The organism is Pseudomonas sp. SIMBA_041 (assembly GCF_046535095.1).
GTDB classification, from domain to species: Bacteria; Pseudomonadota; Gammaproteobacteria; order Pseudomonadales; family Pseudomonadaceae; genus Aquipseudomonas; species Aquipseudomonas mucoides.
Map to the genome: position 1 here is coordinate 296,414 of NZ_JAWRXJ010000002.1, position 22,534 is coordinate 318,947.

23 protein-coding genes are annotated in these 22,534 nt (G+C 60.2%); 6 read left to right on the forward strand and 17 right to left on the reverse strand.

The features are described from left to right. Nucleotides 1-129: 129 nt before the first annotated feature. Together SB725_RS05055 and SB725_RS05060 are read left to right on the forward strand one after the other, a co-directional pair. The gene (locus tag SB725_RS05055; RefSeq protein ID WP_008153126.1) at nucleotides 130-600 is read left to right on the forward strand and encodes an RNA methyltransferase; all 471 of its coding nucleotides are present in this window, start codon (nucleotides 130-132) and stop codon (nucleotides 598-600) included. Nucleotides 601-691: 91 nt separating this feature from the next. Then, complete coding sequence (locus SB725_RS05060; protein WP_027925871.1) at nucleotides 692-1,069, forward strand: DUF2892 domain-containing protein; 378 nt, start codon at nucleotides 692-694, stop codon at nucleotides 1,067-1,069. A gap of 111 nt (nucleotides 1,070-1,180) precedes the next feature. Here SB725_RS05060 and SB725_RS05065 read toward each other — a convergent pair whose 3' ends face one another. Then, nucleotides 1,181-2,410 carry a hypothetical protein gene (locus SB725_RS05065; RefSeq protein ID WP_027925872.1) on the reverse strand — a complete coding sequence of 410 codons (1,230 nt, stop codon included), beginning with the start codon at nucleotides 2,408-2,410 and terminating at the stop codon, nucleotides 1,181-1,183. 34 nt (nucleotides 2,411-2,444) lie between these two features. Further along, complete coding sequence (locus tag SB725_RS05070) at nucleotides 2,445-2,894, reverse strand: YcgN family cysteine cluster protein (RefSeq protein ID WP_410921392.1); 450 nt, start codon at nucleotides 2,892-2,894, stop codon at nucleotides 2,445-2,447. Nucleotides 2,895-3,059: 165 nt separating this feature from the next. Here SB725_RS05070 and SB725_RS05075 point away from each other — a divergent pair, with 165 nt between their 5' ends. After that, nucleotides 3,060-3,653, forward strand: coding sequence for a nitroreductase family protein (locus SB725_RS05075; protein ID WP_027925874.1), 594 nt, complete (start codon nucleotides 3,060-3,062; stop codon nucleotides 3,651-3,653). A 62-nt stretch (nucleotides 3,654-3,715) separates the two neighbouring features. Here SB725_RS05075 and SB725_RS05080 read toward each other — a convergent pair whose 3' ends face one another. The 6 genes from SB725_RS05080 to SB725_RS05105 all read right to left on the reverse strand — a co-directional run bounded on the left by SB725_RS05080 (nucleotide 3,716) and on the right by SB725_RS05105 (nucleotide 10,250). Further along, nucleotides 3,716-4,648 (reverse strand): D-2-hydroxyacid dehydrogenase, encoded by a 933-nt coding sequence (locus tag SB725_RS05080; protein ID WP_027925875.1) that lies wholly within the window; start codon nucleotides 4,646-4,648, stop codon nucleotides 3,716-3,718. Nucleotides 4,649-4,769: 121 nt separating this feature from the next. Next, the gene (locus SB725_RS05085) at nucleotides 4,770-5,063 is read right to left on the reverse strand and encodes a YcgL domain-containing protein (protein ID WP_007898694.1); all 294 of its coding nucleotides are present in this window, start codon (nucleotides 5,061-5,063) and stop codon (nucleotides 4,770-4,772) included. After that, the gene (gene rnd, locus SB725_RS05090; RefSeq protein WP_027925876.1) at nucleotides 5,060-6,193 is read right to left on the reverse strand and encodes a ribonuclease D; all 1,134 of its coding nucleotides are present in this window, start codon (nucleotides 6,191-6,193) and stop codon (nucleotides 5,060-5,062) included. Before rnd ends, SB725_RS05085 begins: the two co-directional genes overlap by 4 nt. 122 nt (nucleotides 6,194-6,315) lie before the next feature. Further along, nucleotides 6,316-6,978 (reverse strand): class I SAM-dependent methyltransferase, encoded by a 663-nt coding sequence (locus SB725_RS05095; RefSeq protein ID WP_410921393.1) that lies wholly within the window; start codon nucleotides 6,976-6,978, stop codon nucleotides 6,316-6,318. Between the two features lie 71 nt (nucleotides 6,979-7,049). Continuing rightward, nucleotides 7,050-8,699 carry a phosphoethanolamine transferase gene (locus tag SB725_RS05100; RefSeq protein WP_059181439.1) on the reverse strand — a complete coding sequence of 550 codons (1,650 nt, stop codon included), beginning with the start codon at nucleotides 8,697-8,699 and terminating at the stop codon, nucleotides 7,050-7,052. Between the two features lie 168 nt (nucleotides 8,700-8,867). Then, a complete protein-coding gene (locus SB725_RS05105; RefSeq protein WP_027925879.1) occupies nucleotides 8,868-10,250 on the reverse strand; it encodes a glutamine synthetase family protein in 1,383 nt (460 codons plus the stop codon). A 402-nt stretch (nucleotides 10,251-10,652) separates the two neighbouring features. Between SB725_RS05105 and SB725_RS05110 the strand changes: the two genes are divergently transcribed. After that, nucleotides 10,653-11,837 (forward strand): cyanate transporter, encoded by a 1,185-nt coding sequence (locus SB725_RS05110; RefSeq protein WP_410921394.1) that lies wholly within the window; start codon nucleotides 10,653-10,655, stop codon nucleotides 11,835-11,837. 109 nt (nucleotides 11,838-11,946) lie between these two features. After that, on the forward strand, nucleotides 11,947-12,879 hold the full coding sequence (locus SB725_RS05115) for a LysR substrate-binding domain-containing protein (protein WP_410921395.1): 933 nt from the start codon (nucleotides 11,947-11,949) through the stop codon (nucleotides 12,877-12,879). Between the two features lie 2 nt (nucleotides 12,880-12,881). Here the strand turns inward: SB725_RS05115 and SB725_RS05120 are convergent, their stop codons facing one another. The 6 genes from SB725_RS05120 to SB725_RS05145 all read right to left on the reverse strand — a co-directional run bounded on the left by SB725_RS05120 (nucleotide 12,882) and on the right by SB725_RS05145 (nucleotide 18,489). Next, the gene (locus tag SB725_RS05120) at nucleotides 12,882-13,247 is read right to left on the reverse strand and encodes a 5-carboxymethyl-2-hydroxymuconate Delta-isomerase (protein ID WP_059181442.1); all 366 of its coding nucleotides are present in this window, start codon (nucleotides 13,245-13,247) and stop codon (nucleotides 12,882-12,884) included. Nucleotides 13,248-13,304: 57 nt separating this feature from the next. Further along, entirely contained in the window at nucleotides 13,305-14,231 is a 927-nt protein-coding gene (locus SB725_RS05125; RefSeq protein ID WP_410921396.1) for a LysR substrate-binding domain-containing protein, read from the reverse strand. Nucleotides 14,232-14,303: 72 nt separating this feature from the next. Continuing rightward, nucleotides 14,304-16,427, reverse strand: a complete 2,124-nt coding sequence (locus tag SB725_RS05130) for a DUF6311 domain-containing protein (protein ID WP_410921397.1) — start codon at nucleotides 16,425-16,427, stop codon at nucleotides 14,304-14,306. Then, nucleotides 16,424-16,810 carry a GtrA family protein gene (locus SB725_RS05135; protein WP_027925885.1) on the reverse strand — a complete coding sequence of 129 codons (387 nt, stop codon included), beginning with the start codon at nucleotides 16,808-16,810 and terminating at the stop codon, nucleotides 16,424-16,426. Before SB725_RS05135 ends, SB725_RS05130 begins: the two co-directional genes overlap by 4 nt. Further along, nucleotides 16,807-17,517 (reverse strand): class I SAM-dependent methyltransferase, encoded by a 711-nt coding sequence (locus SB725_RS05140; RefSeq protein ID WP_027925886.1) that lies wholly within the window; start codon nucleotides 17,515-17,517, stop codon nucleotides 16,807-16,809. Before SB725_RS05140 ends, SB725_RS05135 begins: the two co-directional genes overlap by 4 nt. A 3-nt stretch (nucleotides 17,518-17,520) precedes the next feature. After that, entirely contained in the window at nucleotides 17,521-18,489 is a 969-nt protein-coding gene (locus tag SB725_RS05145; protein WP_027925887.1) for a glycosyltransferase family 2 protein, read from the reverse strand. A 277-nt stretch (nucleotides 18,490-18,766) separates the two neighbouring features. On the opposite strand from SB725_RS05145, the gene SB725_RS05150 reads away from it, so the two are divergent. After that, nucleotides 18,767-18,958, forward strand: a complete 192-nt coding sequence (locus SB725_RS05150; protein ID WP_010462174.1) for a YegP family protein — start codon at nucleotides 18,767-18,769, stop codon at nucleotides 18,956-18,958. Between the two features lie 190 nt (nucleotides 18,959-19,148). On the opposite strand, the gene SB725_RS05155 is transcribed toward SB725_RS05150, so the two are convergent. From SB725_RS05155 to SB725_RS05165, 3 genes are all read right to left on the reverse strand, one after another. Then, complete coding sequence (locus tag SB725_RS05155; RefSeq protein ID WP_027925888.1) at nucleotides 19,149-19,853, reverse strand: NAD(P)H-dependent oxidoreductase; 705 nt, start codon at nucleotides 19,851-19,853, stop codon at nucleotides 19,149-19,151. A 67-nt stretch (nucleotides 19,854-19,920) separates the two neighbouring features. Next, entirely contained in the window at nucleotides 19,921-21,336 is a 1,416-nt protein-coding gene (locus SB725_RS05160) for an aldehyde dehydrogenase family protein (protein WP_027925889.1), read from the reverse strand. Further along, on the reverse strand, nucleotides 21,329-22,519 hold the full coding sequence (locus tag SB725_RS05165) for a pyridoxal phosphate-dependent aminotransferase (protein WP_027925890.1): 1,191 nt from the start codon (nucleotides 22,517-22,519) through the stop codon (nucleotides 21,329-21,331). The genes SB725_RS05160 and SB725_RS05165 overlap by 8 nt, the downstream gene beginning before the upstream one ends. Nucleotides 22,520-22,534: the final 15 nt, after the last annotated feature.

Here is a 22,534-nt window from a genome sequence, read left to right on the forward strand (position 1 = left end):
GCGTCCCATCTAGAGCCGAACGCAGAGCGTCCGTTGAGGCATTGCCACGCGGAGCGTGGGAATGATCACTGAACACCCCTCCCCCAATCCCCGTATAATCGCCGTTTTTTCCCCGAAGGCACCCCGCTCGTGGCAGATAAACGGTACAGCTGCATTGGTTTGTATAACCCCAAATCACCGGAAAACGTCGGTTCGGTCATGCGTGCCGCCGGCTGCTATGGCGTGGCGTCCGTGTTCTACACCGGCAAGCGTTATGAACGCGCCGCCGACTTCGTGACCGACACCAAGCGCGTCCACTACGACATCCCGCTGATCGGCATCGACGACCTGAAAAAAATCCTGCCGCTGGGCTGCGTGCCGGTGGCCGTGGAACTGGTCGAAGGTGCGCGCTCCCTGCCGGAATACACCCACCCCGATCGCGCCCTCTACATCTTCGGCCCGGAAGACGGCTCGCTGGATAAAGAGATTCGCGATTGGTGCGAAGACGTGGTCTACATCCCGACCACCGGTTGCATGAACCTGGCGGCCACCGTCAACGTCGTGCTTTACGACCGCATGTCCAAAGGGCTCAACACCCGTTCCGGGGCGAAATTTCGCTGATTCGACGCACATCCGATGGAACAAGCCGCCCGCCTCGGCAGTCAGCTTAACTATCCACGACGACGCAGCCCTTCCTGCCAGGAGAAAGATCATGAGCGAACTCAAACGCGTAGAACGCATTGAATCCACCCCGTTCCAGAGCCGTTCCGAGCACAACGTTTACGGTTGGGAGCGCGCAGGCTCCGTGGCCGGTGGCGTAGTGATGATGGGCAAGGGCCTGCGTCGCGGCGGGATTTTCGGCTTGATTCAAGTGGCGATCGGCGGTGTGGTGCTGGCCCGCGGGATCACCGGGCACAGTTCGGTCAAAAGCATGATCGAGAAGAGCCGCCAGGACATGGACAACGTGCGGGCGAAAATTGAGCGGGCCGGGGAAGAATTGCGCACGTTGAAGGCAAATGCCGAGGCGGCGACCAAGACGGCTACGGTGACGGGGAATGATTCGTTGAAGTCGCCGAAGACAGGGGTTTGATCCAGAAAAAGTATTGAGGCTTAGGGCCTCATCGCGAGCAGGCTCACGCCTACAGTTGATTTGTGGTGTACACAAAATCCTGTAGGAGTGAGCCTGCTCGCGATGGAGGTATCATTGGAGCAACTCGGTATCGAGAACTTTGGAAGGCTCGCCAATGACGCTCTCGGCGAGCTGAACAAACTCCTTGGTATCGACACTCTCCAGATGCATCGCCCCGCGCAACACATCATCCAGCGATCGCTTGTTACGCGTCTTCAAGCGAATTTCGCGATCCAGTTCCTGTAGCATCACCACCGCTTTCGACACTTGCGCCGGACTGATCTGGTCGCCACGCACGGTCGTGACCTTCTGGCTGTCCTTGACCAATTTGCCATGCAGGCTTTCATACCGTTCATCGCTCATGCCGCCGGCGCGGCGCACCAGTTCGATGGAGTAGTACTCGGCAAACCCTTCGCTGATCCATTCGCTGCGCTGTTTGTCGTTGATCCGTGCGAACACCTGCGCCAGTTCACGCACCAGCGCGCTGCTGCCGTTTTCGCTGACCAGCGCAAGACGTGTATTCAAGTAGATCGACTCGTGCGCGGCCTGGCTACCGCGCCACATCGGGTCGTTGGCGCCGACAATCAGCAGTTTGCCTGGATGACGCGGAAACACAGCTTGCACTTGCGGCCAGACGAAGGTCAAAAGCGTCAGCACGTCCATGCGGCGCATGCCCTGGCCCTGAGGCGAAGTGACGGTGACTTCGGTTTCGCCCAATCGGGTGCGACGGCTGCCGAGATGACCGGCGAGCATCCAGCCGGTGGGCCGGTCGAACAATCGGGACACGTTGTCGATGCGAAATTTATTCTTGCCGATTCGCGGCCAGGCGGTTTCGACGCTTTTCCAGCCGGTCGGCAACTCGAACTCAAGGCGCGAAACCAACTCGATGCCGTCCTGTTGATCGAGTCTGGCGGCGGGCACCAGGTCATCACCACGCATCAACGCCCAGGTCGGTGTCATGCGCGTATCGAAACTGCCGTTTTTGCGCCCGTGGCTGATACGCACGCGGTAGGTCAGGCTGGCCTTGTCGGCGGCAGGATGCCAGACACCCCGTGCGGCTTTGCCCGGCGTGAGTTGCCATTGGCCGTCGGCCTTGAAGTCGCTGTAGTGGCTGCCGTCGCCCAGGTCAAAATCCAGGCTGCGCACCGCCGAACCCTGCGCCAGTGTCAGGCGTACTTCCGCCTGATCGCTTTGCGGCAACAGGCGCACGTGGTAATCCAGATCGACTTTCTTCGCCGCCCACACGGGCGAACTCAGGGCCACTAGCCCGACTGCCAACGCCAGCCGCCATCCCACAGCCATACACACTCCTTAGTGAAGCTGAATCTGTCAGCCATTAACCCGCGCGGAATATCAGGTGATCTTCCCAGTCATCTTCAGGCACGCTGCTTTCGGCGAGCATGCGCCCGGATTGTGAAATTCGTTGGTGGTGCACCGCATCGCGGTCGCCGCACACCAGATGGTGCCAGAGCGGCAAGTCCTTCCCTTCACTGACCAGGCGATAGCCGCAGGTCGGTGGCAGCCATTTGAACTCGTCGGCCTTGCCCGGCGTGAGCTGGATGCAGTCCGGGACGAAATCACGCCGGTTGGGGTAATCGGTGCACTGGCAGGTTTTCAGGTCCAGAAGTTTGCAGGCGATGCGCGTGTAATAGACGCTGTTGTCGTCTTCATCTTCGAGTTTTTGCAGGCAGCACAGGCCGCAGCCGTCGCACAGCGACTCCCATTCCTCTTGATCGAGTTGATCGAGGGTTTTGCGTATCCAGAACGGTTCGACTTTGGCGGCCATGGCTCAAGCATCAACATCAGGTGGTGAAAAGGCCGCCAGTCTAGTGCCAAGGCCCTTGCGGGCCAAGCATTGGCGACTGCCGGTAGAACGGACTTGTCAGTTTTTGCGCCGCCCAGTAGGGTTTTGCGTCGCTCCCTCACTTCAAACGTAGCAAGGAATCTCTTGATGAGTGCCAATCCACGCGTTGCCGACTATGCCATTCACCCGCAATTCACCGATCGCTGGTCGCCCCGCGCGTTCACCGGCGAAGCGATTCCTGAAGAGACCCTGCTGAGTTTCTTCGAAGCTGCGCGGTGGGCACCGTCGGCCTACAACTCGCAGCCTTGGCGGTTTCTCTACGCGCGTCGCGACACGGCAAACTGGGAGCGTTACCTGGGGCTGCTGAACGAATTCAACCGCAGCTGGGCACAACACGCCTCGGCGCTGGTGATCGTGATTTCGAAAACCACCTTCATCGCACCGGGCGCGACTGAAGAAACCCCGGCGCTGTGGCACACCTTCGACACGGGTTCGGCGTGGGGGCACCTGGCGTTGCAAGCGAGCCTCAGCGGCTGGCACACCCACGGCATGGCCGGTTTTGATCAGGAGCTGACCCGCAAGGAACTGAACATTCCGCAAGGTTATGCACTGCACGCCGCCGTGGCGGTGGGCAAACTGGGGGATAAGGCGACGCTGGCGGATTACCTGCAAGCGCGCGAAGAGCCGAGCCCGCGTCGCCCGTTGAGCGAACTGGCCGCTGAAGGCGACTTCACCCTCTAACAACACCGCAAAACCGATGTGGGAGCGAGCTTGCTCGCTCCCACATTTGATTGAGGGTGAACTCAGTAGCCGCGCTCGAAATCCACTTCTCCGCGCAGCGCTTCACCCGCCTCGTACGCCCGCAGGTTCTCGACAAACAAATTCACCATCATCGATGGCGAGGTCGGTGCCGAGCTGTGACCGGTCAGCAGCAAGCCCCAGGCCGTCCAGAACGGATGACGTTGCGGCAGCGGCTCCTGACGGCAGACATCAATTACCGCGCCCGCCAGATGCCCTTCTTTCAAGGCTTCGACCAGATCGGCATCGACCACCGCCACACCGCGACCGACGTTGATGAACAACCCGGTCGGCTTGAATTGCTTGAACAGTGTCGCGTCGTACAGGTCGTGGGTGTTCGGGGTATTGGGCAGCAGATTGATCACGTAATCCACTTCGCCGACCAGACGCGGCAAATCCGCCAGCGCGCCGACTTCGATAAACGGTGCCTGCTCGCGAGCTTCGCTGGCAATGCCGTACAACTCGACGCCAAACGGCAGCAGAAACTTCGCCACGGTCTGGCCGATGTCGCCGGTGCCGACGATCAACACTTTGCGCCCCGCCAGGCTTTGGCCCTGGCGGCTGTCCCATTTGCGCTCGACCTGACTGACCAGCCGCGCCAGCACTTCGCGTTCGTGGCCGAGCATGTAGGTCAGCACGTATTCGGCCATGACCTGGCCAAAAATGCCGACCGCGCGGGTCAGGCGATAGTGACGGGGCAAGCCGTCGACCAGCAGCGGCGTGATGCCCGCCCAGGTCGATTGCAGCCATTGCGGCTCATGACCCTGACGCAACAGGGTGGCCAGCAGATCCGGTTGACCCAGCCAGACCGGGCAATCAGCCGCCAGACGGGCCAGTTCAGCGGAGTCGCCACTGGTGAGCACTTCCAGCTCAGGTGCCGCCTGACGCAGCAATTGTGCATATACCGGGTGGTCGTGTTCAGCAATCAGAACGCGCATGTTTCAAACCTTTCAAAAGCCGTGCAGACGACCGCCGAGCGAGTATGGTTCCCTCGTCGCGGTCATCGCCAAAAATCATTCCAGTGTTTCACACAGACGCTGAACAGAGCCTGTCTGCCGCTTACATCGGGTCGTTGCGGCGCAGCAACTCTTCCGGCAAGTGTTCGATGTATTCGTCTTCGGCCGGTGGCATTTGCAGGTGGTAGCCCTGCTTTTCGAGGTTTTCCAGGACCACCGTGATGTCCTCGCGCGACAGCTTGCGCTCGGGGGTCAGCACCAGATCGAACGCGTGGTGCGGTTTGCCGAAGGCGGCCATCAATGATTCCGGGACGCGCTCCAGTGCATCGCTTTTGAGCACATAGAGGTACATCTCGTTTTTTTTCAGGCTTCGGTAGATCGAGCAAATACGTTTCAAGGCTGTTCTCCGGCGGTGGCCAGGCTGTCGAGCAATGCCTGGCCCATCAATTCGCGGCGCCAGCCACGCAGCGAATCAGGCAATTGGTATGGACCATTGGGGAAGCCGCTCTTGAGCAGCGCTTCCAGGGTTTTCTTGCGCAGCATCAGTTCCGGCGCGATGTTCAAGCGTTCGGCTTCGGCCTGACCAATGGCGCGCAGCTGTTTGACCAGCACGGCGGCATCCACCGGCAGCGGCTCCGGCACAGCAGGCGGCCATTGATCGGGCGACACACTGCCGGCGCGCTTGATCAGATCCAGCAGAAACTCGCCATCCTGACGCACGGTGCGCGGGTGCATGTCTTCGATTTTCGCCAGCGCGCCGAGGTTGTCCGGCTGAGTCCGCGCCAGCGGCCACAGGGAGTGCTCACGGACAATGCGGTTGCGCGGCAAGTCACGGGCACGGGCCTCGCGCTCACGCCAGGCGCACAGTTCACGCAACACGGCGAGTTGGGCGCGGGACAGTTTCCAGGCCAGCTTGGCATCGCGATAAACCTCGTACGGGTCGACCTCGCGGCGCAGGTTGGCCACCAGCTCAGCGCCGTCGTCCAGGACCCAGTTGTATTTGTCCTCAGACAGCTTCGGACGAAGCTGTACGAAAACCTCCGCCAAGTGCAGAGCATCTTCGGCGGCGTAGCTGATCTGGGTGTCGGACAGCGGACGTTGCAACCAGTCGGAGCGGGTTTCGCCCTTGGGCAGGTCGATGCCGAGCACCTCTTGCACCAATCGCGAGTAACCCATGGAGAAACCCAGGTTCAGGTAGGCGGCCGCCAGTTGCGTATCGAACAGCGGCGCCGGCAGGCTGCCGGTCAGGCGCAGCAAGACCTCGAGGTCTTCACTGCACGCATGCACGACTTTGACCACCGCCGGGTTTTCCAGCAACGCGGCCAAGGGCTTCCAGTTGTCGATGGTCAGTGGGTCTATCAGGTAAGCGCGTACGCCATCGCCGATCTGCAGCAGGCCTGCAATCGGGTAAAAGGTGTCGACCCGCATGAATTCGGTGTCGAGGGCAACGAATGGCAGTTGCTGCCACTCGGCGCAAAACTGACCGAGGCTATCGTTGTCGCGAATCCAGTGAATATCGATGGCCACACGGCTCTCCCTTGAAGAATGGCGCGCAGTATATATCGCCCCCGGCGATTTCCGCGCATCACTGAACAAGAGCTTTAGCGAAAAGACCTGCCCGACAGCAATAAATGTCTGACAAGCGGAGACTAACTGGTCTTACTGAGTACGTAGACCCGCATCCACGTGCAGCCCGGCAGGACGTCCTGATGGCTCAGCACCCGGAAACCGGCTTGCTTGAAGTCCGCTTCAATCTCGGCCTTGCTGACCGGCTGCGGGGCGTTAACGGCCTCCGTCTCTGGTCGGCGCAGATTAAAATAGCCGTCGATCCGAGCCGCCACAATTACCGTATCGCGACTGACCCGGTGGAATTCCTGGAGCATGACCATCCGATGTTCGGCGCAGGTGATGTGCTGAAACAGTTGCATGCAAAAAATGCAGTCCACCGCATTGACGGACAAGCCCAGGCTGAACGCTGAGCTCTGAAAGGTCTTGATCCGCTTGAGCAGGCTTTGCGGATGGTGAGTCTGCGCATGGTTAAGCATGTCCTGGGACGGGTCCGACGCGAGGATCACGCGGTTTGCGTGCTCGGCCAGCACCGGCCAGAAGCGCCCGGCACCGCAGGCCACGTCAAGGATCAACCCCGGCTCGCCCGCCACCTTGAGCGCATTGCGCACCAGGTTTTCCTCGCGCCAGAACGCCAGGCGCCCCATCAGGCTACGCGGTTGCGGCTGACGGCAGACGCGGGCGTGTTCCTGATCGTAGCGCCGGGCGAACTCAAGCTCGATGGCGGATGTGGGTTGCGCAGACATGTGCAATTGACCCTTGATGATGACTCTAGCGACCGCAAGTTAGCGGCCAGTGTCTGAAAAAGTTGAAGCGTTCAATCCTTGGCCAACACGCCGTCGACCACCGCACCGCGACAGCCGGCAAACATATCCAGATCCTGGTTGTAGACCTTGCTGTTGACTTCCAGCAGCCCCAGCATCGAATGAAACAGGTTGTCCTGGCTCAATGGCTTGTCGCGACTCAGTTGCAGGCAATGTGTGTTTACCGAGAACGACTTCTGATAACTGTCGGAGAACCACGCCAGCATGGCCACGTGTTTCTGTTGCTCCGGCGCCAGCATGTAAGGCGTGCCGTGCAGGAACAGATTGTATTCACCCAAAGATTCGCCGTGGTCGGACAGGTACAGCATCGCGGTATCCACTTTCTCCTGGTTCTTGCGCAACAGATCGATCAGGGTCGACAGCACGTGGTCGGTGTACACCAACGTGTTGTCGTAACCATTAACGATACTTTCGCGACTGCAATTGTTCAGCGCGTTACTTTCACAAACCGGCGTGAAATGCTCGAACTCTTTCGGGTAACGCTTGAAGTATTCAGGGCCATGGCTGCCCATTTGATGCAAGACCAACACGGTGTCTTTATCGAGTGTGTCGATGAAATGTTGCAAACCTTGCAGCAGGATTTCGTCGCGGCATTCGCTGTTGGCGCACAGCACCGGGTCTTTCAGGTTGCTTACGTCGTCGATGGTGACCCGGTCGCACGTGCCTTTGCAGCCCGACTGGTTGTCACGCCAGATCACGTCCAGGCCGGCCCGTTTAAGCACATCGAGCAGGCCCTCTTCATTCTTCGCCTTGCTGGCGTTGTAGTCCTTGCGGCCCATGTTGGAGAACATGCACGGCACGGACACGGCGGTTTCGGTGCCGCAGGAATGCACATCGGTAAACGAAATCAGGCCGGCTTCTTTACTCAGCTTCGGGGTGGTGTCGCGGCCATAGCCCAGGATGCCGAAGTTCTCGGCCCGGGCGCTTTCGCCCACCACCAGTACGGTCAGGGATTTGCGGCCATGGGATTGCCAGACCGGGTTCTTCTGCGCGTCTTCGCCGATTTTGACAAAGGGTTGATGGGCAGACGCAACCTGTTCACGCAAGTAACCAGCGGAGGCACCAATGTAGTTGCTCGGCACAACCATCAGGCGCAACTCATGGTGATTACGGAACAAAGAAGACAAGCCCTGATAGTTAATCAGGGCCACGCCACCTATAACGACAGCGGACACAACACTTACCAACACCTTGCTTAATAACTCGTGGTGCCAGCGACGATAACTGATCGGTGTTTTCCATAATAACAACGACGGCAAAACACCCAGGAACAGGATATACGCCATCAACTTCAACGAGAGCAAGTCTCTTACTTCCGTCGCATTGGTTTGTGCAAAGTTACGCAACATGCCGGTGTCAATCAGTACACCGTATTGGCTCATGAAGTAGGCCACCCCGGCGCTGATCATGAAGATCAGCGTCAGGACCGGCTTGAGCACACGCTTGAACGCCAGAAAGGTCAGTACAATGTTGAAAGCCGCCAGAATCATCGCCCCGAATGCCACGCGCACGACGATGCCTTTACCGTCGGCTGCGGTGATTTCAAACAGGTGCTGCCACAACACAAAATTGAAGGCAGTTAACAAAAAGGCGCTGGCAATCAGTGTCACCCATTCCGGGCGCACGGCTTTAATCTTCAACATGGTGATCGGCTGTTCCTGAAAAGAAGTGCCTACGGCAAATGTGAAAATTTCATTGACCGTGACAACACTAATGTTAAGCAGCCAACCATCAATTTTTTGTGAAAAAGAAGCCAACGAATAGTTGGCTTATTAAACCTGCGACCAACGTTATGAATAATTGAGAATGGTTCAGGCCTGGTTCAGGTACCAGCGCCAGTCCTGCTCGCCGACCTCGCCCATAAACTGTCGATACTCGGCGCGCTTAACGGCCAGGTAGACGCCCAGAAAAGGTTGTCCGAACGCTTCACGCGCCCAGGTCGAGCCTTCCAGCGCGCGCAACGTGGTCAGCCAATCGGTCGGTAACAGCTCCGTGGCCTGGGCGTACCCGTTGCCTTCCACCGGCGCACCCGGGTCGAGTTGTTCGCGAATACCGCGATGGATACCAGCCAGTATCGCCGCGGCGGCCAGGTACGGGTTGGCATCAGCGCCGCAAATACGGTGTTCGATGTGCCGGGAAAACGCCGGCCCGCCAGGCACGCGCAGACTCACCGTGCGGTTATCCACGCCCCAAGTCGCCGCCAGGGGCGCATAGCTGTTGGTCTGGAATCGCCGGTAGGAGTTGGCATTCGGGCAGAACAACAGCAAAGAATCGAGCAAGGTACTGAGCATGCCGCCGACCGCTTGCCTGAGCAACGGCGTGCCGTCCGGGGCTTCGCTGGCGAACAGGTTGTTGCCCTCTCTGTCAGCGAGGCTGACATGCATGTGCATCCCCGTGCCCGCCAGATCGTCGAAGGGTTTGGCCATGAAGCAGGCCGTCATCCCGTGCTTGTGGGCCACGCCCTTGACCAATCGTTTGTAACGCACGGCTTCGTCCATTGCCTGTAGGGCATCGGTGCGATGTTCGAGGGTAATTTCCACCTGCCCCGGCGCGTATTCGGAAATCGCCGTGCGCGCCGGAATGCCTTGCAGCTTGCAGGCGCTGTAGAGATCGGCCAGAAACGGTTCGATCTGCTCCAGTTCACGCAAGCCATAGACTTGCGTCGTGCGCGGCCGCCCGCCATCGACATCCCGCGCCGGTTGCGGCCGCCCGTTGCTGTCGCGCTGCTGATCCAGCAGATAAAACTCCAGCTCCGCCGCCATCACCGGGTAGTAACCGTCGGCTTGCAGGCCTTCGATCACTTTCGCCAACAAGTGCCGGGGATCGGCGATCGTCGCCGGCATGCCTTCTTTGGGGTGCATGCTGACTTGCACCGCCGCTGTCGGAATCAACCGCCACGGCATGCGCGTCAGGCTGCCGCTGATCGGGTAGGCACGGCAGTCAATGTCGCCGACGTCCCAGACCAGTCCGGAGTTTTCCACGTCGTCGCCATTGATGGTCAGGCCCAGAATGGTGCTCGGCAGCGGCCGACCGCTCTCGTACACCGCCAGCAGTTCATCGCGATGCAGCAGCTTGCCCCGTGGCACACCGTTGTTGTCGAGGATGAACAGCTCGAACATTTCAATGTCCGGGTTCTGTTCGAGAAAGGTCAGGGCTTCTTGCGGGGAGGCGAACGAGGTCGTGGCACAACTCATGGGTATTCTCTTTTTCCGCGTCAGGCAAACGCGCAGGCGTCGCCGAAGTGATCCAGCGCATGGCGCGGGACCTGTCAGAACAATCAACGGGAAATACAGGAATCCGGGGGGCGTGCGTGACGGCAATGCCACAGCGCCCAGAAGGCCAGCTCGGAGGGAAGTGCGACGGGACAATCGCCCATAGGTAAAACCGTAGAGGACAGATGAGCGGCAGCGTCACACGGGCGGTCAGGTCTTTAAATCGGGATTTAAAGAACCTTGGTTGCAGATGGACTAAACAATCATCTCCAAACACCCTGATGGCTGAGGTATTTAATTTTTAAATAGTGCTGCGGATTATCTGATTTGCGGCCGCCAGCCCTGGCGTGCCTAATCGGGGCCTTGTTTTTGAAGGCCCGTTTGATGGAAAACGTTCGCGCGACGACCCGCCCTGCCCTTTGGCTGATGTTCAGCATCATGCTCGTCGCTCTTAACCTGCGTCCGTCGATGGCGGCGGTCGGGCCCTTGCTGTCGTCGATTCGCGCGGACATTGCGCTGAGTTTCAGCATGGCCTCGCTGCTGACGATGCTGCCGGTCATGGCCATGGGCCTGGCGATGTTTTTTGGCTTGCGGGTCAGCCAACGCTTCGGCGAACAGCGCACGGTGGTGCTGTCGCTGTTGATCATTGGCGTGGCCACGGCGTCGCGACTGTTTCTCGATTCGGCCGTCGAACTGATCCTCAGTGCGGTGCTGGCCGGTGTCGGTATTGCGCTGATCCAGGCCCTGATGCCGGCGCTGATCAAGGCCCGGTTCAGTGACAACGTCGCCCTGTGCATGGGGCTTTATGTCACGTCGATCATGGGCGGCGCGGCGATTGCAGCCTCGTTTGCGCCGCTGGTCATGAACCAAAGTGGTAGCTGGCGCCTCGGCCTGGCGATCTGGGCGGCGCTGGCCGTGATGGCCCTGCTGCTATGGTCTGGCCTGCGTGGCGAATCTACGGCACGCTCGACGCAATCAACCCGCCGGCCGAGTTTTTTCGCCAATTCCCGCGCCTGGTTACTCGCCATCTTCTTCGGTCTGGGCACCGCGTCCTACACCTGTGTGCTGGCCTGGCTCGCGCCTTACTACGTGGAACAAGGCTGGAGCGAGCAACACGCCGGGTTGCTGCTGGGCTTTTTGACGGCCATGGAAGTGTTGTCCGGGCTGGTGACGCCTGCCATTGCCAATCGCAGTCGTGACCGGCGACTGGTGCTGGTGGTGTTGCTGGCGCTGATCATGGTCGGCTTCTGCGGGCTGATTCTCTGCCCGCAACAGCTGAGCCTGCTCTGGCCGTGCCTGCTGGGGCTGGGCATCGGCGGGCTGTTCCCGATGAGCCTGATTGTATCGCTGGATCACCTCGATGACCCGCAACGCGCCGGCGCCCTGACGGCATTCGTGCAAGGCATCGGGTACTTGATCGCCGGCCTTTCACCGCTGATGGCCGGAATGATTCGTGACCAACTGGGCAGTTTCGAATGGGCCTGGTGGGCGCTGACAGGCGTCGTTGGGTTGATGATCCTGATGGTCCTGCGCTTCGACCCGCGGCATTACCACCAACACATCGACTGATCGGCGCAGAAACTTCCTACAAGGCATTCTCCTGGCACCATCGTTCCGTTAGGATCTTTCGCACACGTTTGCGCATTGATCGCGCACGGAACACAGCGAGACAGAACGGATGCTGAACAGTAACTTGCTTCGAAAGCTCGACATGCAGGACCTCATGGTGTTTGTCGCCGTGTACGAGCAAAGCAGCGTCACCGGTGTGTCGGAGGCGCTTTGTGTCAGCCAGTCCACGGTGAGTTACTGCCTGAAAAAGCTGCGGACCAGTTTTGAAGACGAGTTGTTTATCAACTCCCGCACCGGCATGCGCCCCACCTACAAAGCCAGCACCATGTACGCGCATGTGCTGAAAATTCTCGAAAGTATCAACCTGTGCCACGCCAGCACCCAAGCGTTCGACCCGACCTTGCAAGCGGTGACGTTCAACATCTGCGCGCCGGAGTACTTCGAGCAGTTGATTCTGCCGCGTCTGCTCAAGCGCTTCGATTTCGCCGACCTGCCGGTGATGGTCAACATGCACAAGTTCGAAACCGACATCCCGGTCGACGAGTTGCGCGATGGCCGCCTCGACCTGGTGATCTGTTTCGGCCCGAATTTCCATCGCAGCCACACCGACTTCAAATCCCGGCTGTTACTGGAAGATGATCTGGTCTGTGTATTCGACAAACGCGCCACGCCACTGGAGTCACGGCTGAGCCTGCAAGCCTTTGTGCAACGCCGGCATGTGTTTCCAACCCCATGGACGTCCAGCACCAACATGGTCGACGGCTGGCTGGCGCAACAGGCGCACAAGCGGCAGATTGTCGCGCGAGCCAACAGCTACAGCGCGGCACTGAAGATGATCACTGGCACCGACTACATCCTGACCCTGCCCCGCCGTATCCAGCAATTGCTCGCCAACGAGGTGATCTTCAATCATTGCGAAGCGCCCAATGGCCTGCCGGGTTTCACCCTGGACATGCAGTGGAGTCAAAGTGCCGATCAGGACAGTGCCAACACCTGGCTGCGCGAGCAGGTGATTGACGTCTGTGCCGAGCAGGTGGCCTGAATTCAGGGGGTGATGGCGGTCTTGGTGTAGGACTCGCGATCGATATCGAGGATTTCCACGCACAACTGCACTTCGACACCGGTTGGCCATTCGCACAGGTCCTGGACCACCGCCAGCAGGCTTTCCGACAGCTGCTGTTTGATCTGCGGTGAGCGACCGCTCAACAGCGCCAGTTTCACATGCACAAACGCCCGTTCATTCAACGCAGTGCCGACCTTGAAGTTCTCCACCTTCAGTGCCCGACTCTTGATGTCGAACTCTGCCGCAAACTGACCGGACGCCACCAAGGCATTATTGAGCCGGATCAACGCCACGTCGGCGTTCAGCCCAGGCAGGTTGGCGGTGTATTCCATGTGCACGTGAGGCATGACGCGGCTCCAGATAGTGGGCAGAAAGATCCTACGTATAACACAGCGCTGTCTGACTCACTCGGGCAGCGGCAAGGGTGGACGTTCACTCATGAACACCTCCAGGCGCGAACGCAACCAGCGTTCGGCGGGGTCGGTATCGACATGGCTGAGCCAGACCATCGACAGGTCCAGGGTCGGGGTCTTGAACGGGAACGGTTCCTTGAACAGCAAACCGGTAGCCGCCATGGCGTCGGCCGTGTAATCCGGCAGGCTGGCAATCAGATCGGTGCCCGCGAGCAAGGCCGGCAACGAGCTGTATTGCGGCACGGACAGGACCACCTGACGCGTCCGGCCAATCTCGGCCAGCCACTCATCGGCGTAACCACTGACGTTCGCCGTGTGGGAAACCAGCACATGAGGGCGTGCGCAATATTCATCAAGCGTCAGCGGTGTGTCGGACGCATCGGCGCGCAGGATGCTTGGCTGAATGTGGCGCAACAATTTGCGCTTGGCGTTGGCCGGCAGGCCGCGGGTCTGGCTGATGCCGACCGTGATGTCGCCGGACGCGAGCAAGTCCGGTATGCGCCAGTAATCGACGTGCTGAACCACAAACACCACCTTCGGCGCTTCCTGGCGCAAGGCGCGCAGCAACGGAGGCAGCAGGCCGAACTCGACGTCATCTGACAGCCCGATGCGAAACGTCATGGTGCTGCTGGCCGGGTCGAAACTGTGGGTCAGGCTCAACGCCACCGACAACGAATCCAGCGCCGGCGACAGGTACTGAATCAACTCCTCGGCGCGGGCCGTCGGTTCCATGCGGTGGCCGACACGGATGAACAGCGGATCGTTGAACATCGCCCGCAAGCGGTTGAGCGCCGAGCTGATGGTCGGCTGACCGAGAAACAGCTTCTCCGCCACCCGCGTCACGTTGCGCTCGAGCATCAACGTTTCGAACACCACCATCAGGTTGATGTCCGCCTTGCGCAGCTCATTACGATTCATTCCTTGCCCCCGGTCCCCAACACATGAGGCAGTGTAGAAAGGCCCGAGGGAGGCGTCTACGTGCGCTGTCCATCAATTGACGGTCAAGGCTTTCAACCCGAGTGCAAGCGGTCGAACGTCCGGCCCCATCCCGAACTGTTTCGGGCTGACGGCATCGGCGAACTGCAATTGCACAATCAACACCCCCTGACTCGACACCCGTTGCTGCATCTCGGCCGTAAGGGCCACATCGATGATGTTGCCATCAGCCTGCTCAAGCCGGGTATTCACGGCCGGTACGCCATTGATGTTGATGACGACACGTTGCCGCGCATGCCCTGGCGGAAGGAACGCCGTGGCTTCCAGACGCAAGGAATGCACGGGTGCCGGAACCCGGAACATGACTTCGGCGTCGGGACTTTTCGACCAGGTGCCCCAGAGTTCTGGCTCGGACCATCCATTGGCGAGCAGTGCCCCGCCCTTGCCGCCGTAATTGAACAGGGTCTTTTGTCCGGGTTCGACGGAGGGCACAAGATCCAGCGGGTTGATTTGCGAGGCCAGCTGCAGGCACGTGCTGCATTGTTTCCAGCCCGGGGCCAGCACTGTGAACCCGTCAATCCTGGCGAAGAGGTCCGTTCGGGTATCAACGTTTCTCACCGCCTGGATCAACGCCCGCTCATCAAGCAGGTACAACGAGTCGGCGGCATACTTGCCCGAGGCCATTTCACGCGTCGTCTCCTGCTCGGATTTGATCCAGTTGGCCGTGTCCATCCGCCCGAGGTACACGGCATTCGTTGCCAGCCCATGGGCACCGGCAAAATCAGCCACCGACATCCACTTCGGGGACAGATTCTGCGGAACGATCCAGCGAATGTTCCGGTAATGGGCCGCAGCACTGTTCCAGAACGGATCGACCATGGGCGACACCCACTTCGACGCCGGTTCAACCATCAATTGTTTGCGCACGCCTATCCAGCCGGCGTGGGTATCGAGCACCTGGATCAGCAACGCCAGGGACAACAGACTCACGGCGGTACGCGGGGTATTGGCGCGAATCACCAGGAAAATGATGGCGAAGATAATCGCGTAGTAGACCGGCCAGAACATCCGCCCTGACGCCCTGAAAATGTTCGCGATCGAGATCACCCACTGCGGCAACGGATAGGTCCATTCCAGTGAGCCGAGCGCAACATGATTGGAGATCGAGAACAGGCACAGCCCCACCAGCGCCACCAGTAACAGGGGGCGCTGGCCCAATCGCCGAGCAAAACCGGTTTGGCCTTGAAGCAGCCCCGCCAGCGCACAAATGCCCAGTGTGATCAGCCCAAGCCCCAGATAGAGAAACCCTTCACCGTCGCCATACCCCTGAACACCGGGCATATCCTTGAGGACATAGGACCACTGCCCTGACCAATTGCCCGGATCGATCAGTGACAGCAGGTTCATGGCGTACAGGCCAAAACCATCCGATACCGCGCCGCCGCCCACCGAAAAATAGCCCGCCTGCCAGCAACAAAAACTGACCAGCGAAAACAGCCCGATCAGTTCGATGGCCGCGGCCTGCAGCGTCAGCTTCTTCTTGAAATAACCAGCCGTGAGATCGGCGATCCAGATCACGGCAACCATCGCCAGAAAGTACGCATGGATCAACGCGGCCGCCGCCAGCAACGCGCCCCAGGCCAGGCGTCGACGGCGCAAATTCGGGTGCAGCCCCAGATACAACGAAGCCAGGACCAGAAAATGCCCACCGAGTGACAAGTGGAACGGCATGCGCATGATCATCGGTGGCGCGAAGACAAACAGCGCCGTTCCCACGGCACGTACGCCCACATGGGAAGAAACCAGCCCCAGCAGTTTCCACGCGAACCAGGCCTGCAAGACGAAGCAGGCGAGGAACCACAGCCCGAAATACTGGAAAGGCATCGGCAATAGCGAGGCAAACGGTTTGAACAAGAGGGCCAGCAGCGGATTGGAATCAGAGAAAATGATGCCGTTACCCAACTCCAGCCCGTAGGAAGGATTGAGCCCGACAGGAAAGGACCACGGCGACTGACGGAAAAACACCCAGCCCAGATAATGCGTCGCCGGATCACCGTTCCCCAGCCATGCAATGTTTTGCGGGTTCAGCGCCCTCGGCCCAACCACGATGAAAAAAGCCACAACACCGATCAATACGGGCAGCAGATTGAGCGGCAGGCGTTTAACAAGATCCTTCATCGGTACGTCCAGAAGTTATGCAGTACAAAGGTGAAGGCCGGAATCGTCAGCGCCACGGCGCCAATCCCCAGCAAGTAATGCAGCCCGGCCATCTGCGCGGCCCAGGCCACCAGCATCGCCAACAGAAAACCGGCGCCGGACACCATCATGAAACGCAGCAGCGTCCGGCCGTGCAATCGTGCGGAAAAACTCCAGGTGGTATTGATCACGTAGGACACCACGGTCGCCACGGCAAACGCCACGCCGTTGGCCAATGGTGGCAACGGCGACACGTAATTGATGAACAGCACGGCCACCAATGCATGCAGGGCGGTGACGAACAACCCGGTGACGGCAAAGCGCAGGCCACGCTTGATCAGGGCGGATTTTTCGGTTGACGTCACGGTTTCTGCGCCAGCACAAACACCGTCAACCCGGCCAGACGATTGGCCTTCATGAACGGCAACTCGATGTTGCACAAGGTCTTCAACAGCGTGTTCACCAGCGGGTGATGCTGCTTGAGTTGCGAACGTGGCGGCGACGGTTGCGCGCCTTTGGGCAGCAATCGCAACGTGGCGGCAATCGGGAACACCAGGCCGAAATAGTAAGTGCCCTGCTGCACCGTCAAGCCGGCCGCACGGGCCACGGTTTCCAGTTGCGCCAGGGTGTAGCGGCGTTTGTGCTCGAGAAACTCATCATGCCCGCTCCAGAGAAAACGGAACGCCGGCACCGTCATCAGGAATCGGCTGCCGGACGGGACTTTGTCGACATAGGCCTTGAGCAACCCGACGTCGTCGTCGACATGCTCCAGCACGTCCATCAGCAACACCAGGTCGGCGTCCACCGCATCGATTTCGCGCCGGTAATGCACCGGTTTGCCAGCGGTGCTGGCGTCCGAGTCGGCGTCGTAACTGATGTCCACACACCACGCTTCGCTGGCCGATGAATGACTCAGCAGATGGTGACTAAAGAACCCGGAGCCTGCGCCCACATCGAGAATTTTCCTGATCGGAGTGCTGCCGAGCAACCGTGTGGTCGCCGCCGCTTTGGAGGCGTAATACCAATGCTGATTGATGCTTGAACCGAGAATGTCGGTTTCCTTGAGATCCACGGTTCAGTCCTTGGGGTCATAGACACGCCGCACCAGATACACCGGCCGGCGTTTCGATTCGATGTAGGTTCGGCCCAGGTACTCACCCAGCACCCCGATGCCAATCAATTGCAGGCCGCCCAGAAAGGTGACCGCCACCATCAACGAGGCATAACCCGGAAGGTCGATACCGGAAATCAGGGTGCGCACGATGATGAAGATGGCGAACGAGAAGGAAATCAGCGAAACGAGCAGCCCGAGGTAGGTCCAGATCCGCAGCGGTTCGGTGCTGAAACTGGTGATGCCCTCCAATGCGAAGTTCCACAACCGCCAGCCATTGAACTTGGTCGCTCCGGCCGCCCGCTCCGGGCGCTCGTAGTTGACCTGGGTGGTGCGAAAACCGACCCAGGCGAACAAACCTTTCATGAAGCGCCGGGACTCGGGCAAGGACTGCAAGGCATCGATCACGCAGCGGTCCATGAGGCGGAAATCGCCGACGTTTTCCGGCAGGTGTTGCTCGGCGATTTTGTTGTGCAGGCGGTAGAACCAGTTGGCCGAGGTCTGTTTGGCCCAGGAGTCGGTGTTGCGACTCACACGATGACCCAGCACCACTTCATAACCTTCACGCCAGCGGGCAATCATCTCGAGAATAACCTCGGGCGGGTCCTGCAAATCAACGTCGATCGGCACCACGACCTGGCCGGTGGCGGTCTGCAAACCTGCGGTCAACGCGGCTTCTTTGCCGAAATTGCGGCTCAGGTCAACGATGCGCAGGCGCGGGTCCGTCAACTGGCGTTCCAGCAAAAGATCCAGTGTGGTGTCGGTGCTGCCGTCATTGACGAACACCAGTTCCAGACCGATCAGCGCCTCGTCCTTGAAGACGTCATTGATCCGCGCGAGGAACAAGTCGACGGTGGCGGCTTCATTGAACACCGGGATGACGAGCGATAACGCCAAATGCCCGGCCAGTTGCGTTCCGTGCTGATGAGTCAATTGATTGCTCTTTTTTATAGTGGTTTTTCTACAATCCGGGGTCGTCGACAGTTTCTCGACGCCATGAGTCGAGTCGTATTAAGCAGGACCATGGGAGGTGATGCAAGGGCGAATCAGAGGGGGTTTTGGCCATTCCCACCGGCCTGCCGGCGCTGGCAGAAATATTTTCAAATGCCTGGAAACAAATGCCCGGTGGCCAAAAAAGCCAGCTCCGCTAGGCTTGCCCCCGACGCGTCACACAGGTTGTCGCAATAACCCATCGCATGGAGCGAGCAGTATGTATTTCGAGATTTACAGGCAATCCAAGGGCACCCCGAGTACCGGCAAAGGACAATGGCGCTGGCGGTTGAGGGCGGGGAATCACGAGACCATCGCCAGTGGCGAGTCGTATGTGAACAAGGCCGATTGCCTGCATGCCATCGGGTTGATCAAAGGGGTTGAGGGTGAGACGCCGGTGAAGGAGATTTAAGCCTGATAGGCATTGCCCAGGCTGCCCGGCTTGGGCAGGTGGCGAGCCATTGGTTTTTGGGCTGGATTCACTGTCCTCATCGCGAGCAAGCTCCCACAGTGGATTTGCGTCGTTTGCAAAACCTGTGGGAGCGAGCTTGCTCGCGATGGGGCCGCAAAGAACACCATCAAACGCCAGGTAAAAACCCGCCTCAAACCGGCAACGGATACAACGCCTCATCAAACTGCGCCAACCGCGGAAACTGCATCGGCTGGTCATCGCTCAAGTGCTCCAGTCGCTGCTGATAGCTCACCAGGAACTCCTTGCGCGCCTCGTCGCTGATGTACGGCACATGCCACGCCACAAACGGTTCCAGCACGTCGAAGCCGACATACGCCAGCGTGCCGCGCAGGATCGGCCGCAGCATGTCTTCCAGAGGACCATGAATCGCGCCGTCACCGAACATGTGTTCGCGCCCGCCCAGGGTCACGGTCACCAGCGCCTTCTTGCCGCTCAAGCCGCCCTGATCGTAAAAGCGCTTGCCGCCGTAGCAGATCCCCGACACCAGCACCCGGTCGATCCAGCCTTTGAGCATGGCAGGCGCCGAGAACCAGAAAATCGGGAAATTGAGGATCAGCAGGTCAGCCCACAACAACTTGTCGAGCTCTTGCTGGATGTCCGGCGCCAGCGACTGGCTTTTCACACCCAGCCGTTGCTCCAGCGCATACACCAGGTACTCCGGGTTCTCCCGCGAAGAAAAGTCATCGGCACTCGCCACCGGGTTCCAGTTCATCGCGTACAAGTCGCTGACCTGCACCTCATGCCCTTGGGCTTCAAGGGTGGCGACGGCCTGGTCACGCAGGGCGGCGGTGAAAGATTGCGGTTCCGGGTGAGCGTGGACGATCAGTACTTTCATGACAATTCCTTAAACATTGACCAACGTTGAGTTTGAAGTCGCAAATGCAAGCCCGTCCATCGAGCGGTCACACCTGAATCGCCTTCACTTCAACGAATTCGTTAAGCCCTTCCTCGCCCCACTCCCGGCCATTGCCCGATTGTTTGTAGCCACCGAAGGGCGCCTGATAATTGAACGCTGCGCCGTTGAGGAAGCACTGCCCGGCACGCAACTGCCGCCCCAGGTGCAAGGCGCGTTCGGCACTGCCGGCCCAGACACCGCTGGACAGGCCGAACGGCGAATCGTTGGCGAGCTGAATCGCCTGCGCTTCATCGGTGTAGGGAATCAGGCACAGCACCGGGCCGAAGATTTCTTCCTGGGCGATGCGCATCCGGTTATCAACATCGGCGAACAGCGTCGGGCTGACGTAGAAACCACGCTCGAAGGCGTCGGCCGTATCGCCGCCGCACACCCGCCGCGCGCCTTCCTGCTGGCCGACCTGAATGTAGTCACGCACGGTGCGCCGTTGCGCCGCCGAACACATCGGCCCAAGGAAACTCTGCGGGTCGAGCGGATCGCCCATGCGCAGGCTTTGGGTTTCGGCGATGGCCAGTTCCACCGCTTCGGCGTAACGACTGGCCGGCAGCAACATGCGAGTCAGCGCGGTGCAGGTCTGCCCGGAGTTGATCATCACGTCTTGCACGCCGTAGCGCACAGCAGCGGCGAGGTCGGCGTCTTCGGCAATCAGCAGCGGCGACTTGCCGCCCAGTTCCAGGCACACGCGCTTCACCGACGGCGCGGCGGCTTGTGCCACGCGAACCCCGGCGCCGGTGGAGCCGGTGAACGACACCATGTCGACATCCGGGTGTTTGGCCAGCGCTTCACCGACCTTCGAGCCCGGCCCGCTGACCAGGTTGAACACGCCGGCCGGCAAGCCGATGGCTTCAATCATCTGCGCCAGCAAAAAGGCGTGCAGCGGGGTTTCCTGGCTCGGCTTGACCACCACCGTGCAACCGGCAGCGAGCGCCGGGGCGAGCTTGCCGATCAATTGATGCAGCGGGTAGTTCCACGGATTGATGAAGGCGCACACGCCCACCGCTTCGCGAATCACCAGCGAGTTGCCGACCTCACGCACTTCGTCCATCAGGCCTGCGAGTTCGACGTACTGCTCCAGCCCAGTGATCGGGCCGTCGACCTGCACCGAGCGGCACCACTGCACCGGCATGCCCAGTTCAGTGGTGATAACCGAAGCCATCTCATCAGCCCGCGCGCGCAACTGCTCGGCGAGGGCGCGGATGTAACCGGCCCGCACACTCGATGGCGTGCGCGACCATGAGCTGAACGCTTTGCGTGCGGCGGCCACCGCGTTGTCGACATCGCGCTCATCGCCCAGCGGCACTGAACCTGCGACTTCTTCCGTGGCCGGGTTGATCACCTCGGCGATGCCCTGCCCCGATGGGGTTTGCCAGCGGCCATCGATAAACAGCGCTTTATGGTTATGCATAAACCTGAGACTCCAGCAATTCAGTGGCGCAACGGGTGATGCGCTGGCAGGCGTCACGCAACGGCTCCGCGCCCAACACCAGCCCCAGGCGAATGTGCCCGGCAGCGCTCGGGCCGAAGGCTTCACCGGCCAGCACCGACACGCCATGGCGGTCGAGCAAGCGGTCGGCAAACGCCTGGGCGCTGAGCCCGGTGTCGCGGATATCGACCATCACGAACATCCCGCCATCGGGTTTCAAGGCCTTCACGCCGGGGCAATCAGCCAGGCATTCGCAAACCAGATCACGGCGTTGGCGATAGGCTTCGCGCATGGCCTCCAGCTCGGGCAAGTTGCTTTCCAGTGCAACGACGGCGGCGTCCTGCACGAAGTCCGGCAAGCCGTAGAGCATGCACAGCGCGAGGTTTTCCAGGTGCGCCGCGAGCGCCGGTGGTGCCACCGCCCAGCCGATTCGCCAGCCGGTCATGGCGTGGGATTTCGACAGGCTGTTGAGCGTCGCGGTGCGCTCGGCCATGCCCGGCAAACTGGCCGGGCTGACGTGCTCGCCGTCGAACAACAACTCGCTGTAGACCTCATCGGAAATCAGCCACAGGTCGTGGGCGATGCACAGGTCGGCCAACGCCTGCCAGGTGGCGCGGGACAAACTGGCGCCCGACGGGTTGTGCGGACTGTTCAGCGCCAATGCCCGAGTGCGCGGGGTGATGCGGGCCGCGACGTCTTCAGGCAGCACACGGAAACCGTTTTCGGAGCGCACCGGCACCGGAATCACCACAGCGCCACAGGCTCCGAATACCGCTTCATAGGTCACGTACATCGGCTCGGCGACAATCACTTCATCGCCGGGGTTGAGCACGCACTGGGCGACGCTGAACAAAGCGCATTGCGCGCCGGCCAGGACAATAACCTGATCGGCCGAGACCTGTTGACCACTGCGGCGGCCGTAGTGCCTGGCGATGCTTTCACGCAAGGCGCGCTTGCCACGCACGTCGGCGTAGTGGGTGTTGCCGGACAACAGGCTGTCGATGGCGGCCTGCACGATCGGCGCCGGGGTGTCGAAATCCGGGTCGCCAACCGACAGCAGCAGAATGTCTTCACCCTGCTCCTGCAGCGCGAGTGCGCGGTAATGGATGTCCCACGCGGCAGCGCCGTCACCGGCGATACGTTGAGTCAGATCGGAAAAGCGCATGGCGATACCTCTGCC

Excerpts from the sequence above, each read along its gene's own strand:
- SB725_RS05060 (WP_027925871.1), top strand. The coding sequence starts at position 692 with ATGAGCGAACTCAAACGCGTAGAACGCATTGAATCCACCCCGTTCCAG.
- SB725_RS05065 (WP_027925872.1), bottom strand. The coding sequence starts at position 2,410 with ATGGCTGTGGGATGGCGGCTGGCGTTGGCAGTCGGGCTAGTGGCCCTG.
- SB725_RS05070 (WP_410921392.1), bottom strand. The coding sequence starts at position 2,894 with ATGGCCGCCAAAGTCGAACCGTTCTGGATACGCAAAACCCTCGATCAA.
- SB725_RS05075 (WP_027925874.1), top strand. The coding sequence starts at position 3,060 with ATGAGTGCCAATCCACGCGTTGCCGACTATGCCATTCACCCGCAATTC.
- SB725_RS05080 (WP_027925875.1), bottom strand. The coding sequence starts at position 4,648 with ATGCGCGTTCTGATTGCTGAACACGACCACCCGGTATATGCACAATTG.
- SB725_RS05095 (WP_410921393.1), bottom strand. The coding sequence starts at position 6,978 with ATGTCTGCGCAACCCACATCCGCCATCGAGCTTGAGTTCGCCCGGCGC.
- SB725_RS05100 (WP_059181439.1), bottom strand. The coding sequence starts at position 8,699 with ATGTTGAAGATTAAAGCCGTGCGCCCGGAATGGGTGACACTGATTGCC.
- SB725_RS05105 (WP_027925879.1), bottom strand. The coding sequence starts at position 10,250 with ATGAGTTGTGCCACGACCTCGTTCGCCTCCCCGCAAGAAGCCCTGACC.
- SB725_RS05110 (WP_410921394.1), top strand. The coding sequence starts at position 10,653 with ATGGAAAACGTTCGCGCGACGACCCGCCCTGCCCTTTGGCTGATGTTC.
- SB725_RS05115 (WP_410921395.1), top strand. The coding sequence starts at position 11,947 with ATGCTGAACAGTAACTTGCTTCGAAAGCTCGACATGCAGGACCTCATG.
- SB725_RS05120 (WP_059181442.1), bottom strand. The coding sequence starts at position 13,247 with ATGCCTCACGTGCACATGGAATACACCGCCAACCTGCCTGGGCTGAAC.
- SB725_RS05125 (WP_410921396.1), bottom strand. The coding sequence starts at position 14,231 with ATGAATCGTAATGAGCTGCGCAAGGCGGACATCAACCTGATGGTGGTG.
- SB725_RS05130 (WP_410921397.1), bottom strand. The coding sequence starts at position 16,427 with ATGAAGGATCTTGTTAAACGCCTGCCGCTCAATCTGCTGCCCGTATTG.
- SB725_RS05150 (WP_010462174.1), top strand. The coding sequence starts at position 18,767 with ATGTATTTCGAGATTTACAGGCAATCCAAGGGCACCCCGAGTACCGGC.
- SB725_RS05155 (WP_027925888.1), bottom strand. The coding sequence starts at position 19,853 with ATGAAAGTACTGATCGTCCACGCTCACCCGGAACCGCAATCTTTCACC.
- SB725_RS05160 (WP_027925889.1), bottom strand. The coding sequence starts at position 21,336 with ATGCATAACCATAAAGCGCTGTTTATCGATGGCCGCTGGCAAACCCCA.
- SB725_RS05165 (WP_027925890.1), bottom strand. The coding sequence starts at position 22,519 with ATGCGCTTTTCCGATCTGACTCAACGTATCGCCGGTGACGGCGCTGCC.